The sequence below is a fragment of the Pseudoalteromonas sp. MT33b genome, assembly GCF_014117385.1.
Taxonomy (GTDB): Bacteria; Pseudomonadota; Gammaproteobacteria; order Enterobacterales; family Alteromonadaceae; genus Pseudoalteromonas; species Pseudoalteromonas lipolytica.
On record NZ_CP059832.1, the window covers coordinates 684,141 to 697,803 of the forward strand.

General features: G+C 41.5%; 12 protein-coding genes. 7 read left to right on the forward strand and 5 right to left on the reverse strand.

The genetic code is table 11. The features are described 5' to 3' along the window. Positions 1 to 3: 3 nt before the first annotated feature. From glgC to H3302_RS18985, 7 genes are all read left to right on the forward strand, one after another. Positions 4 to 1,305, forward strand: a complete 1,302-nt coding sequence (gene glgC, locus H3302_RS18955) for a glucose-1-phosphate adenylyltransferase (protein WP_036972054.1) — start codon at positions 4 to 6, stop codon at positions 1,303 to 1,305. A gap of 74 nt (positions 1,306 to 1,379) precedes the next feature. Continuing rightward, a complete protein-coding gene (locus H3302_RS18960) occupies positions 1,380 to 2,918 on the forward strand; it encodes a glycogen synthase (protein ID WP_182396513.1) in 1,539 nt (512 codons plus the stop codon). 91 nt (positions 2,919 to 3,009) lie between these two features. Continuing rightward, entirely contained in the window at positions 3,010 to 4,224 is a 1,215-nt protein-coding gene (locus H3302_RS18965) for an EAL and HDOD domain-containing protein (RefSeq protein ID WP_036972050.1), read from the forward strand. Positions 4,225 to 4,231: 7 nt separating this feature from the next. Next, on the forward strand, positions 4,232 to 5,314 hold the full coding sequence (locus tag H3302_RS18970; RefSeq protein ID WP_182396514.1) for a DUF418 domain-containing protein: 1,083 nt from the start codon (positions 4,232 to 4,234) through the stop codon (positions 5,312 to 5,314). A 46-nt stretch (positions 5,315 to 5,360) separates the two neighbouring features. Beyond that, positions 5,361 to 6,443 (forward strand): ABC transporter substrate-binding protein, encoded by a 1,083-nt coding sequence (locus H3302_RS18975; protein ID WP_167330968.1) that lies wholly within the window; start codon positions 5,361 to 5,363, stop codon positions 6,441 to 6,443. Positions 6,444 to 6,533: 90 nt separating this feature from the next. Next, positions 6,534 to 7,466, forward strand: coding sequence for a 23S rRNA pseudouridine(2604) synthase RluF (gene rluF / locus H3302_RS18980; protein ID WP_182396515.1), 933 nt, complete (start codon positions 6,534 to 6,536; stop codon positions 7,464 to 7,466). A 275-nt stretch (positions 7,467 to 7,741) separates the two neighbouring features. Beyond that, complete coding sequence (locus tag H3302_RS18985; RefSeq protein ID WP_220469628.1) at positions 7,742 to 8,038, forward strand: hypothetical protein; 297 nt, start codon at positions 7,742 to 7,744, stop codon at positions 8,036 to 8,038. Between the two features lie 79 nt (positions 8,039 to 8,117). On the opposite strand, the gene H3302_RS18990 is transcribed toward H3302_RS18985, so the two are convergent. The 5 genes from H3302_RS18990 to nosZ form a co-directional block, all read right to left on the reverse strand. Next, positions 8,118 to 8,633 (reverse strand): nitrous oxide reductase accessory protein NosL, encoded by a 516-nt coding sequence (locus tag H3302_RS18990; protein WP_182396517.1) that lies wholly within the window; start codon positions 8,631 to 8,633, stop codon positions 8,118 to 8,120. Then, complete coding sequence (locus tag H3302_RS18995) at positions 8,633 to 9,451, reverse strand: ABC transporter permease (RefSeq protein WP_182396518.1); 819 nt, start codon at positions 9,449 to 9,451, stop codon at positions 8,633 to 8,635. Before H3302_RS18995 ends, H3302_RS18990 begins: the two co-directional genes overlap by 1 nt. Then, positions 9,448 to 10,368: an ABC transporter ATP-binding protein gene (locus H3302_RS19000; RefSeq protein WP_036972038.1), complete on the reverse strand. Its 921-nt coding sequence runs from the start codon at positions 10,366 to 10,368 to the stop codon at positions 9,448 to 9,450. The genes H3302_RS18995 and H3302_RS19000 overlap by 4 nt, the downstream gene beginning before the upstream one ends. Further along, positions 10,361 to 11,674 carry a nitrous oxide reductase family maturation protein NosD gene (locus H3302_RS19005; protein WP_182396773.1) on the reverse strand — a complete coding sequence of 438 codons (1,314 nt, stop codon included), beginning with the start codon at positions 11,672 to 11,674 and terminating at the stop codon, positions 10,361 to 10,363. The genes H3302_RS19000 and H3302_RS19005 overlap by 8 nt, the downstream gene beginning before the upstream one ends. Positions 11,675 to 11,746: 72 nt before the next feature. Continuing rightward, positions 11,747 to 13,639: a TAT-dependent nitrous-oxide reductase gene (gene nosZ / locus H3302_RS19010; RefSeq protein WP_182396519.1), complete on the reverse strand. Its 1,893-nt coding sequence runs from the start codon at positions 13,637 to 13,639 to the stop codon at positions 11,747 to 11,749. Between the last annotated feature and the right edge of the window lie 24 nt (positions 13,640 to 13,663).

A 13,663-nucleotide genomic window follows, 5' to 3' on the forward strand; every position in this document is an offset into this window, starting at 1 on the left:
GTTATGCCAAGTTATGCAAATCGATATATAAGTAGTTTAACAAGAGAAACGTATGCCCTTATTTTAGCAGGGGGGCGAGGTTCACGTTTACACGAATTAACAGATTGGCGAGCTAAACCGGCGGTGTATTTTGGTGGTAAACACCGGATCATCGACTTTCCGCTGTCGAACTGCATTAACTCGGGCATTCGTCGTGTTGGCATTGCTACACAATATAAATCGCATTCACTGATCCGCCACGTTAATCGTGCATGGGGTCACTTTAAGAAAGAGCTGGGTGAGTCGGTTGAAATCTTGCCAGCGTCACAGCGTTATGGTGATGAATGGTATTGTGGTACAGCTGATGCTGTGTTTCAAAATATGGATATTATTCGTCATGAGCTGCCAAAATACGTCATGATATTATCGGGCGACCATGTATATCGGATGGATTACGGTGGTTTACTCGCAAAGCATGTTGAAAATGGTGCAGACATGACCGTATGTTGTATCGAGGTACCGTGTGAAGAGGCCGCGAATACCTTTGGTGTCATGACTGTGGATGAAAGTAAGCGCGTTCGCCGGTTTGATGAAAAACCTGCGTCGCCAACCTCAGTCCCCGGCAAACCTGGCACGTGCCTCGCTTCAATGGGGAACTATATTTTTAATACTGAGTTTTTATTTGAGCAACTGAAAAAAGACGCCGAAACAGAGGGCTCTGGCCGTGACTTTGGTCATGATATCATTCCTGCCATTATTGAAGAGCATAACGTTTTTGCGTATCCGTTTAGAGACCCAGGCTATGATGGACAACCTTATTGGCGTGATGTAGGAACACTTGATTCGTTCTGGGAAGCGAACATGGAGCTGGTTATGCCAGAACCGCAGCTAGATTTATACGACCCTAGCTGGCCTATTTGGACTTACCAAGAGCAACTTCCACCGGCTAAATTTATTTTTGATAATGATGACAGACGAGGTATGGCGGTCGATTCAACAGTGTCTGGCGGATGTATTATTTCGGGGTCTTTGGTGAGAAAATCGCTATTGTTCTCTAATGTACATGTCCATTCTTATTGTCAAATAGAAGAGTCAGTTATATTACCAGGGGCTAAAATTCAACGTAATTGTCGTATAAAACGCGCGATTATTGATCGTAGCTGCGAGATACCCGCAGGCCTTGAAATAGGCTATGATCATAAAGTTGATAAAGAAAATGGTTTTAGGGTCTCGAAAAAAGGGATTGTCTTAGTGACGCGTGATATGTTGAATGAACTGGCAAAAAAGTTAAAACAACAAGAGCAAGATAACAAACGCCTTGCTTAAATATGGGTGGGGTGGAAAGTACTAATATCACCCCCCAGCATAAAAAATAGAAGTAAAAAGGAGTACGGCAAAGCATGCATGTATTGATGGTTGCTGCAGAGAATGATGCATTACCGAATGCAAAAGTAGGTGGTGTTGCCGATGTCGTAAGAGATTGTCCTAAAGCCCTTGTTGAAAAGGGGCTGACAGTTGATGTGGTGATCCCCGATTATGGTTTTCACGATTTAGAGCGTCATAGCCTAGGTGTGGTCAATGTGGCGTTTGCCGGACACATGCAACAACTCGAAGTGTGGCAACTTGCTCACTCTCAGAAAGGGGTTAGACAGCTGGTTATTTCTCATTTGGAATTTAGCCGTCACCATGGCGCTGTTTATTGTAATGACGAGGCAGGTCGCCCATTTGCAACCGATGCCAGTAAATTTGCCTTATTTAATGCCGCTGTGTGCGAAGCCTTATTACAAGGACTCATTTGTAAGCCTGATGTTATTCATTTACATGATTGGCATAGTGCGTGTGTTGCGTTGTTACTTAAAACAGATAGTCGCTATAACGATTTCTCCACCTTATTTTTAGCTTACACCGTACATAACCTTGCTCTGCAAGGGATCCGTCCTTTTAAAGGGGATACTTCGAGTTTAGAAGCGTGGTTTCCAAGCCTGGGTTATGACGGCCAAAAGTTATGCGATCCACGTTACCCTGACTGTTTCAACCCAATGCGCACAGCGATTAACTTGGTTGATAAAATACATTTAGTATCACCCACATATTGTCAAGAGGTGCTAAAACCAAGCGATCCTGTTAATGGCTTTTTTGGCGGAGAAGGGCTCGAGCTTGATTTACAAGCTGCATATCAGCAAGGCCGTGTAGTAGGCATTCTAAACGGGTGTGAGTATCCAGGTGATGAACTATCCGATGTCAGTTTTGCTCATTTATATCAGCACGCTGAGTCGGCACTTTTTCAGTGGATGGCAAAAACGTCTGAGCTTGACTCAGCGCATTATATAGCACATCAGCGTGTGCTTAAGTTTAAAACACAGCCTTTCTCTGGCCCTTTAGTGACGAGTGTTGGGCGATTAACAGATCAAAAAGTGCTTCTGCTTTGTCAGCCGTATGATAAAGCATTAGTGCTAGATGAATTATGCCAGCGTTTAAAGCAACATGATGGGTATATGATTATTCTTGGCTCAGGTGATACTGAACTTGAAAAAGTGATGACCACAGTCATGGCCCGACAAGATAACTTATTATTTTTGAAAGGATACGCTCATTTTGTTGGCGAGTACTTGTATCATTTAGGCGATCTGTTTTTAATGCCCAGTTCATTTGAACCTTGTGGTATTAGTCAAATGCTCGCCATGCGCGCAGGTCAACCGTGTCTAGTGCATGGTGTCGGTGGACTTCGTGATACTGTGCAGCACCTTGAAACGGGATTTAGTTTTAATGGTGAGAGTTTAACCGCTCAAAGTTACGAACTTATTACTGGTTTTACTGAAGCGCTTGCGCTAAAAAATGCAGATCCTAAAAAGTGGCAAGGAATTTGTGAACAGGCTAAAAATGCGCGTTTCTCGTGGCAATCAGTCGCAGATGGTTATTTATCGTACTTATATCAATAAAAACACCCTGATTCATGGCAATTAAGTGACTTTTATGTCAATTTCCGCTATTAATTACTTAGTGTTATATAAATGATAAAAAGTAGGTAAAGTGGCTGTATTTGTTGCTAGACAAGCGGTCTTTAATCGTCGTCAACAAGTTGTCGCCTATGAGCTACTATTTCGCGATAGTGAAAAAAACAGTTTTCCAAACGTGTCAGAAAGCACCGCAACGGCACGTCTCATTATGGAAAATCAGCTCAATTTAGGTACCCGCCATATCACGTCGGGCAAAAAAGCATTAATTAATATAGGTCCAGAGTCTTTAAAACTGGATCTATGTGCTTTTTTGCCAACGAAAGATGTCGTTATCGAGCTGCTAGAAACGATGGAGCCTACCGATGAAAACTATGCGTTTTGTCGTGAGTTATTTCATAACAATTATAAACTTGCCTTAGATGACTTCGTGTACCAGCCCGAGTGGGACCGCTTTTTAAAGCTTGTTCGACTTATCAAGTTTGATGTAAAACAAACCCCATTTGAAGAAATTCTACCCGTAGTTAAAAAATTAAAAAAACACAAAAAAATAAAGTTATTAGCAGAAAAGCTCGAGACGGCAGATGATTTTGAAAAAGCCTACGAAATGGGGTTTGACTTTTTTCAAGGCTATTTCTTTGCCAAACCAACCATGATCCAACAGCGTGATATTGATTATAACTACGCATTGGTTTTATCAATTTATGCTGAAGTCATGCGTCCAGACCCCGATATTAGCGAAATAGCGGGGTTATTCTCGCTAGATACTGCTTTAGCTTATAAGCTCTTACGCTTAATAAACAGTGGTGTATTCCCTATAAAAAGTAAAATAGGTTCGTTAAAACAAGCGCTTGTTTATCTTGGTCATGAACGACTGAAAAAGTTTGTTAGCTTAATTATTACTGCACATAGCGCACAAACTAAACCTGCCGAGCTCACGCGGCTTTGTGTTGTAAGAGCTCGATTTTGTGAGCTAATAGCACAGCGTGTGGCTAAGCAGCAAACCGGAGAAGCGTTTTTAACAGGGTTGTTTTCATTACTCGATGCTATTCTTGACCAACCAATGGAAAAGTTGCTTGAACGTTTACCATTTCCAGATGAAATACACAGTGCATTAATGCAAGAAAAGAACATTCTTTATTATATTCTCGAAACAGTTAAAGCCTACGAAACTGGAAGCTGGTGGGCATTAGAACAAGCAGTGGCTTTTTTAACAATAGAAAGCGCAGACCTTCCCAAAATATATGAAAATGCTGTAAATTGGAGCGATAGCTGCAGACAAAATTTATAAGTGATATATGCGCAATATTAATATGGATGTGTTAAGAGGGATTGCGGTACTGGGTTTAATGTTCATGAATGCCTATTACTTTGGTGTTTTTGAGTATGGCTATGTAACAAGTGCAACACCTTCTGTGGCGGATAAGTTTATAAATATTATTAACTTAGTCTTTATTGATGGCCGGTTTCGAACCCTCTTTTGTTTATTGTTTGGCGCAGCACTTACAATTCAATTACAGCGCTGGCAAAGCATAGATGCATTGCATAAGCGTTTAAAAGTATTAGCGTTTATAGGGTTGGCCCATGGGTTTTTACTTTGGGCTGGTGATATTTTATTCATTTATGCATGTGCAGGGTGGTTGGCACTCAAGTTCAGCCATGAGCCGAATGATAAAATAGTAAGAATGGGCATGCTATTTCTGCTACTCGGTGCACTCTCCTCTTTTTTATTGGCATTTATTGAACCTGAACTGCTACCTGTTACGCGTGACTCTGCGGCTTTTTTAGAGGCATACAATGGAGCATTTTCATCCTATTTAGCGGGCTTTATGAGTAATATGTTGATGTTTATCATCATGATTATAGCTGTTCCGCTTATTACGCTGTGGATGGCTGGCGGGCTCATGCTGATTGGGATGTATTTGTATAAACAAAAGATCTTCGAAAATGGCCTTACTAGAGTACAGTTAAACTTTATTGTGCCTGCAGCGCTGGGCTTTACCGTTTTACGATTAGCGGTTGAACCAAATACACATGTACTTATGGTCGCATTGGCTGAGCCTTTCTCTTGGTTTGCAGCACTTGCGATGGCAACGTTGTATATTCATATACTCGTAAAATACGTTAAGAATAACCCCGAAAAGTGTTTAGTATTACAACAAGCAGGGCGTATGTCTTTAACCCTTTACTTAATGCAAACCGTGATATTTTTAGTGTGTTTTAAAGTCATGTTCCCTGAGTGGGTGTTGAGTTTTGATCGCATTAATTATTGGCTTCTTATTGCGGGTGTGGTTGTCTTTCAGCTGGTATTTTGCAAAGTATATACTCGACTGTTTCGATACGGTCCGTGTGAGACCGTGTGGCGAAAACTGTCACGATAATTACCCGTATACTATACTTTTAAAAAAATAACGTGCTGGAATGAACATGCGGGTTATATTGAGTGTTTTAATACTGCTTTGCTCTTTACCACTTTTTGCTGTAGAGCAATTTTCGGTGCTATTTGTAAATCCCTCGGTAAAAGCGGAGCCTTTTTGGCAAAAAGTCACAGCAGTAATGCAAGCTGCGGCAACACACAGTAACGTCAGGCTTGATATTATTTACGGTGGTGGCAATCGGCATATTCAGCTAGAAGAGCTCAGACACTATCTTAAATACAACGCCACTCCCGACTATGTCGTACTGATTAATTACCCTGGGGGAGCAGAGCAATCAATGAACTTACTTGAAAGTCACAAGATAAAGTTCATCACATTAGAAGAAACCATCCTCGGCGCAGAGCGCCAGCAAATTGGTAAACCCTCAGAGCATTTTAAATATTGGCTCGCAGAGGTTTATCACGATAATTTTGAAGCGGGTATCCAATTAGGAAAAGCATTGTTTGATAATGCTAAACAAGCAAAACAAGAACCCAAATTTGTGGCCATTAACGGTCACTATGGGACTGAATCAGATACTCGCAGTAATGGTTTAAGTCACTATTTACGAACCCAACATGTCGAGCTTGAGCAAGTTGTTTATGCAAATTGGAATAAAACCGAAGCCACTGAAAAAGTGCGCCGTCTATTGCACCGTTACCCACAAACGAATGTTATTTGGTGTGCATCGGATTTAATGGCACTGGGCGCACTTGATGCAGTTAAAGAAAAGTCAGGCAAACGCTATTTTATCGGCGGCATAGACTGGCTTGATGACAACTTAAGGTTAATTGAACAAGGGCGCTTAACAGCCAGTGTAGGTGGGCACTTTATGATGGGGGCGTGGGCGTTAATTAGTTTGGTCGATCATCACAATGGTCATCCATATTTGCAAACTCATCATGAAATTAAATTTAAATTAGGCGTGATCACGAACCAAAATGTGACAAGTTACCATTGGCTCAGTGATATCACGGACTGGTCAGTTATTCCATTCGATGCTTTTTTGCTGCGCAATACTCGCAATGCAGAGTATCGGTTTGATTTTGACACATTGCAGACGTTGCTCACCGAAAAACCTGCACTGCATTAAAGCGAGCCGTTAAACGAAGATTAATCTGCCTAGCGTGCTATAGGGTTCTGGTATAAACTAGCGGCTTTAAAATTAAGACAGAAGTGTGCCATGACAGAGTTAAAGCGATTAAATAAATTTATCAGTGAAACAGGGTTTTGTTCGCGCAGAGAGGCTGATAAATATATTGAGGAAGGTCGTGTTACTGTTAATGGTAATTTGCCAGAAATGGGTGTTAAAGTCAGTGATGCTGATGAAGTACTTGTTGATGGTAAACCACTCAAAGCCAAACCGAAACGTGTTTATATTGCATATAATAAACCCGTTGGTATTACCTGTACCACTGAGCGAAAAATTCAAAGTAACATCGTAAAAGCGGTTAATTATCCTGAGCGTATTTTCCCAATTGGTCGATTAGACCGCCCATCTGAAGGCTTAATCTTTTTGACCAACGAAGGCGATATCGTTAATAAGATTTTACGAGCGGGCAATAACCACGAAAAAGAATATGTAGTCACTGTTGATAAGCCACTTAATCGTCAGTTTGTAAACAAAATGGCAAATGGTATTCCAGTTTTAGATACCGTGACGAAAAAGTGCAAAGTGAAACAAACTGGCCCACAGCAGTTTACTATTGTGTTAACGCAAGGGCTAAATCGTCAAATTCGCCGTATGTGTGAATACCTCGGCTACGAAGTGGTCACGCTTAAACGTACACGTATTATGAATGTGACGTTAAAAGGCTTAAAAGTAGGGCAATGGCGCCATTTAACTGAGCAAGAAATGGCTGAAATTAATAACTCAATTGCCGACTCGGGTAAAACAGAGGAACGTTCAATTGACGATAATAAACAGCCAACTAAGCCAAGAACGCCTCAACTACGTTCAGAAGGCGAGAAAAAACGTGACTTTTCTAGCTATGTTAAAAAAGGCCGCACAGACTCAAAACCAGGCTCGAATAAAGCGAATCAAGGTAAACCTAGGTCAAACCAAATAAAGCGAAGTAGCACAAAACGCACTGGCACATTGAGCTTGAAAAAGTAAACGCTATAACGGCGTTTTGCTCAATTTTATCTTCAACTATTATGTGTTGTTGGTGCCACTAGACCAACAACACTGTACTTATCGCTTAACCCCCAATTTTGTACCAGGTATGCTTCTTATATAGTTTTAAGTCGATTTAGATTACGTTCTCGATAACATAGCTGGTGGCAATACCTTAAAACCAGTAGTTGATGATTTTGCATACCAAGCTATTTTAGATAACTGGGATAGCACTGACTTAACAAAAATCACCTCTTATCTAAATCAGTTATGTGATGATCACTCAGGTTGCATCGCCACCAAGTAAGATGTTTTTTGAGTTTAACAATATGAATTGGCAATTTACACCTTATGCTGCACTTATGCTTTTAACGTTAAGAGCTCAACATGGCCTTGAAAACCCAGATTTCGAGCACCCTGGGTTTGGTAATCTTACTTCTTTGCTATTAACGCAGCCTGTAGCGCCTCAAAAAGATGAGGTGCTTGAACAGCTCGTAGCTAAATTACATGAGCAAGGCTTTGATGAATTACTTCAACACCGTGAATCTTTGGGAACTGTTGTCAGAAGCTAGTAAACTAGAAAAAGTATCGTGTACATAAAAGCAATCTACCTGATTTACATGGGTAGATTGCGTATCGCTTTTATCATTTTTAATGATGAGCAGGCATTAAAATAGCGTGTGTGATATCTTCGAAACGAATGACATGCCCGCCAAATTCATTTTGAAAGTTTATCGCATCTTGTTCAGTTGCAAAACTGGCCAATGTATTCCCCATAGCGCCTTGTTGAGATGAGCCCGCAACATACCAAGCTTTTCGCGCATTTATAAAGTAATTATCGGCGGGTTTATGCCAGGGTGTTTTACTCATGTCATGTACAAAAATATCGCTTACATTACGTGTGTTTTCAGGTTCTAGGTAGTAACTGAACATATCTCGTGTTGAACAAAACTTATGCATTTTTTTGCCCGAGCCCGAGCTCGTATCAGTTTGCAGTAGTTCAGCCTTCGGGCCTGGAAATTCTGAAATCAACATACCACATAAATGACATTCATCGGTTGCTTCAATTGCAACTGCTTGGCTGGGTGTCTGTTTAATTTCACTCTCCCCACAGGCACAAAGCATGAATAGAAGTGGCAGTATCGGCAGTAAGGTTTTAACGTTCATTACATTCTCTTTTTAGTAAATAGTGTGATGGCTAAAATTAAAGGCAAGATAACCCAAGTGACGAGCACGCAAAGCAACTGAGTAAGCGACAGGCTTGAGCGTATTGCAATAGCAAGAGCCCCGTTTACATCGGCGCTGTCTAAGCCTGCTAGATTCACTAATCTAAAAATATCAGCGGGATTCAACATCATCATAAACGTGAGTGATTGTTGGCTTATACCGTCTTCAGTGCCTACGAGAAGAGCGAGTAAACCGAGATCAAATATGAGTGCGAAAATAAACCAGACGATTAAAGCAGCACCGGCAGCTTTCGACTTTTCACTCACAGAGATGCTAATTATAAAGGCAATAGCAATGAAGCTAAGGCCTAACATAACGGCACTGGCTATGAATAATGAAAATACAGTAATAATTTCAGTTTGCTGAGTATGGGCATATAAAATGACACCAGATGCACCAAAGCCAATTAAAATTGCCAGTGCAATGATACTTCCTTGCCCTATAAATTTTCCCATTAGTAATTGGGTTTTGTTGATAGGGTAGGTAAGTAATAAGAGTAAGGTGCCACTTTCTAGCTCACCTACAAAGCTGTCGTAACTGAGTAACAAGGCGATTAAAGGAATAAGAAAAACAGCTAAACTTGCTAAGCTTGCTACAGTGGTCGAGGTTGAGGTTAACCCTGTTTCACCTGCGACCGCTGAGCCAAAATAGGTCAGCCCTACTGATAATAAGGCAAAAATAATTGTAATTGAGAGCAACCAACGGTTGCGAAGACCATCGCTAAACTCTTTTGCAGCAACAGTGAAGACTGATTTCATATGCTTCCCTTTTGTGGCGCTTGAGATAAAATTTGTTGATAAACTTGATTTAAATCGGGTTGTTCAATGTGTATATCATCTAAATGACGGTATTTAACGAGCTCGCGGAGAACATTCATTTTATTCTCGTCTTTTACCAATAAATCGGTATCGTGACAGAGTTCAACATGGGTCATTAATTGTGAGTCATTAACGAGCTCAGAGGGGGAAACACCGCGAGTCTTAATGCGTATATCTAAGTTTGCATGTGCGCGTAGACTGGCTAAATTACCGCAAGCAAGTTGTTGCCCTTTACTCAGAATAATCGCACGGTCAATATGGCGCTCAACCCCTGGTAACACATGAGAGCACAGGATAATACTGGTGCCGTGTGCTTTAAGGTTGTCAACTTGTTGGTAAAATTCAGTTGTTGCAACCGGGTCAAGCCCAACCGTTGGTTCATCTAGTAATAGTAATTTAGGTTTACCTAAAAATGCCTGGGCAAGTCCTAAACGTTGACGCATTCCTTTGGAATATGTTTTAACCGCGCGGTTCATTGCCTCTGTTAATCCCACTTGCGCTATTAAATCTTTTGCGTGTTGTTTGTTAAAACCTTTCAGTTTTGCAAAGTAATTGAGTACTTCTATTCCTGTTAAATGCTCATAAAAACTGACATTTTCAGGCAAGTAACCGACTTGGGATCGAATATGCCATGCGGCTTTGGAGTCTGGTTTAGCACCGAGTACATCGACACTGCCATTTGTTGGCGATGTGATACCCAGAATGAGTTTCATCATGGTTGTTTTGCCAGCACCATTATGACCAAAAAGGCCGAGCACTTCACCGGGCGCGAGCTCGCAGCTAAGGTTATTGACTGCTGTGAGACTGCCATAGCTTTTTGTTACTTGGTTCATTGAAACCACGGGCGTGTTAGTCATGTTGTTTGTCCTTGATATCACTCTGCGATTTAATAACATGAGGTGAGTGTGGAGAGCGCATTAATGGGTAGCTGTCTTTAACCCCTGCAGGCTTTAATACAGGAAATTGGCGTTGTACCCAGCGCAGTGTTAATACCGATGGGCTATCCATTAGCATTTTCATTTCTGGGTATTGCCAAACCAATTTATCAATTCCATCGTTGGGTTCAAAGGCAACATCACCCACGCCATCAATATTCATATCCCAGCCTAAATAATTGCTCCAATAGTTACCGCGGCTATCGTGACTCCATTCTTGTTTTTTATTGGAAACGTATTTGACTTGCGTGGGGTTATTTATAAAGCTGTTGCCATATACTTGCGTATGCTCAGAGCCTGCAGTGAGGTGAATACCAATTTCTGTGGTATCAACCACGTTATCGACAATGTTGTTATACGCTGAGTTGTATACAAAAAAACCTTTTCCGTCTCGCCCTAATACTTTATTTTCGGGCTTGGTCCACACATTAGAAATGTGATTGTTTAGGATGTCTGACGAGGTAATAAAATTCATTAGTAACCCATAATCTTCACTGTTAGTCGTTCGATTACCTTGGATCACTAAATTGCGCGAGCTCATTAAGGCATAACCAGCCCGCGTATTGTATGCGTTATTATTGAGTACTTTATTGTCGTGGGAATACATGTAATGAACGCCATAGCGTAGATCATGAAGCGTGTTATTTTCTAATACGTTATCTTGGCTTGATATTATGTACAGGCCATCGCGCGTGTAAGAGACATCATTTCCTTTAACCAGTACATGTTGCACATTGGAGAGCTGAATACCATTGCCGCGATCTGCTGAACGCAGGGCTTTATTGCCAACAATCACGTTATTTAAAACCTGTACATGCTGGCCTTTTTGTAACCAAATACCAAAACCATCGCCTTTAAGGTGGTTATTGGCAATCATTAGTTGCTCTGTTTTTTGATCTGAATAAATACCGGAATGTTGTTCGGTTAAGTTATTTCCCCAATTCACTATCTCGAGGTTTTTAATCGAAATATGTGAACTTTTTAACAGTAATGCGTGGCCTTCGCCTAAAGCATCAATGACAGCACCTGTTTCACCAATAAGGTGGATGGCTTTATTGACAACAAAATTTCCTTGGTAAATACCCTTCGTTAAAACAATTGTGTCGCCTGCTTTTGCGCTGTCTAACTGCGCTTGTAAATCATCAGCTGCAGAGAGTCGCGTACTCACTGCCAACGAATAACATGAAAAACAGAGCAGTATTGCTCCACATAAACGGTGTAACCAAATTAACTGCACTCAATAAACCTTCTATTTGTAACGATAAAGGGTATGGGAAAGTCCCATACCCAAATACAAAGCTTACGCTTCAACTAACATGCGGCCTCGCATTTCCATATGCAGTGCATGACAGAACCAGTTACAGTAGTACCACTGCACACCCGGTTTATCAGCGATAAACGTTATGGATGCCGTTGCTTGCGGTGCAACTTCCATCTGCACACCATGATTAGTCATACAGAAACCGTGTGTCACGTCTTCAACTTGGTCTAAGTTAGTAATAACCACAGTGACTTCGTCACCTAGTTTTACTCTAAACTCAGTCATGCCAAAGCTAGGGGCAATTGAGGTCATGTAGACACGTACTTTTTTGCCGTCTCTGACCACTTTGTTATCAGCGTAAACATTAACACCGTCTGCTTTTGCCATTGCGATAGTCTCGGCAAAGAAAGGATCGTTTCGCTCCCACAGTTTATTTGGCTTCACCTTAGAGCGGTGAACAATGATACAGTCGTGAGGTTCAGCGAAAGTTGGGCCATCGTGAACCAACTTCATTTCATCACCTGAAATATCTATGAGCTGATCATTTTCTGCACGTAATGGCCCGACAGGTAAGAACCTATCTTTTGAGAACTTACACAGTGCAATAAGCCATTTACCATCTGCATCACGGGTTTCACCTTGTGAAGTATGGTTGTGCCCCGGCTGATAGTGAACATCTAGCTTCTGGCGTATGTAGTTCACTTTCTCACCATTGTATGCCTTGATAGCATCTTCAACGCTCCACTTCGCAATTTGGCTGTCGATAAACAGCGTGGTGTAAGCGTTACCACGGTTATCAAATGCGGTATGAAGTGGCCCTAAGCCTAGTTCAGGTTCTGCAACGATGGTGTCGCGAGGCTTAATTTTGTTATCAAATAGGTCATCTAGTTTCTTAATTGAAATCACAGAAACAGTCGGTGATAACTTACCATTAGCAACAAAATAGTCGCCATTGGGTGAGGTATTTAAACCATGTGGTGATTTAGGAACCGGAATGTACGCTGTGAGTGCTGACCCTTTACGGCCATCTAACACTGGGACATTATTGCCATTGTAGGTTTTAAATTTGCCTGCTTTAATGGCGGCTTCGCATCGCGGTAAGTTAAATACAACAACATGGTCACGTTCAGATGAGATCATATCACCGAGTGTGACCCCCATTTCTGAGTTATAACAGGTTGATGCAAAATACTTTCCGTCAAAGTCGGCGTCGGTGTTATCTAAATTACCATCCACCATTACTTGGAATGCGACTTCCATGGTTTCGGCATTAATCACATTAAACAATGAACGATAGGTGCTAATGTCATCCATTGATGCTTTGCCATCGTTGTTCATGGGAATTTCGAATTCGCCATTACAGATCACATATTTAGTGTGTGGAACCTTTTGCACACGCAAGCCATGGATTGCTTGAACATTAGGAACGGTTAGCATTTTATCGGTCTTCATAACATCGCAGCGAATACGTGCTACACGACTGTTGGCCTTGTCGTTAATGAACACATATTTACCGTCGTAACGGCCATCAGTCATACTCATATGTGGATGGTGTGAGTCACCACATTGCAGATGTGCGCTGTCGCCTTTGATGCGTTTAGATTCATTCGTCAGACCCCAGCCTGTTGCGCTGTCGGTATTAAAAACAGGAATACGCATGAGTTCCCGCATTGACGGAATACCTAAAATACGCACTTCCCCCGAGTGGCCTCCACTCCAAAAACCATAATATTCATCTAGTTCACCTGGGTGAACAGTGGCACTGTTACTGCCTGCTTCTGCGGCTTGTGCCTTAGCCATTGATGCGAACATAGTAGCTGACATAGGCGCTGCAACTACACCTGCACCTAATAAAGCACTTTTAGCAAAAAACTTACGTCTGCTTTCGTCTTTCAGCTGTTTTTGTTCTGGGAGCTTTTTCCTATCACTCATGGACTTCCTCCGGTTATTTCATTG

What these genes read in the sequence shown, in the direction of transcription:
- H3302_RS18990 (WP_182396517.1), bottom strand. Translation starts at nt 8,633, where the DNA reads ATGAACGTTAAAACCTTACTGCCGATACTGCCACTTCTATTCATGCTT.
- H3302_RS18985 (WP_220469628.1), top strand. Translation starts at nt 7,742, where the DNA reads ATGATCACTCAGGTTGCATCGCCACCAAGTAAGATGTTTTTTGAGTTT.
- H3302_RS18975 (WP_167330968.1), top strand. Translation starts at nt 5,361, where the DNA reads ATGCGGGTTATATTGAGTGTTTTAATACTGCTTTGCTCTTTACCACTT.
- H3302_RS18960 (WP_182396513.1), top strand. Translation starts at nt 1,380, where the DNA reads ATGCATGTATTGATGGTTGCTGCAGAGAATGATGCATTACCGAATGCA.
- H3302_RS19000 (WP_036972038.1), bottom strand. Translation starts at nt 10,368, where the DNA reads ATGACTAACACGCCCGTGGTTTCAATGAACCAAGTAACAAAAAGCTAT.
- nosZ (WP_182396519.1), bottom strand. Translation starts at nt 13,639, where the DNA reads ATGAGTGATAGGAAAAAGCTCCCAGAACAAAAACAGCTGAAAGACGAA.
- rluF (WP_182396515.1), top strand. Translation starts at nt 6,534, where the DNA reads ATGACAGAGTTAAAGCGATTAAATAAATTTATCAGTGAAACAGGGTTT.
- glgC (WP_036972054.1), top strand. Translation starts at nt 4, where the DNA reads ATGCCAAGTTATGCAAATCGATATATAAGTAGTTTAACAAGAGAAACG.
- H3302_RS18970 (WP_182396514.1), top strand. Translation starts at nt 4,232, where the DNA reads ATGCGCAATATTAATATGGATGTGTTAAGAGGGATTGCGGTACTGGGT.
- H3302_RS18995 (WP_182396518.1), bottom strand. Translation starts at nt 9,451, where the DNA reads ATGAAATCAGTCTTCACTGTTGCTGCAAAAGAGTTTAGCGATGGTCTT.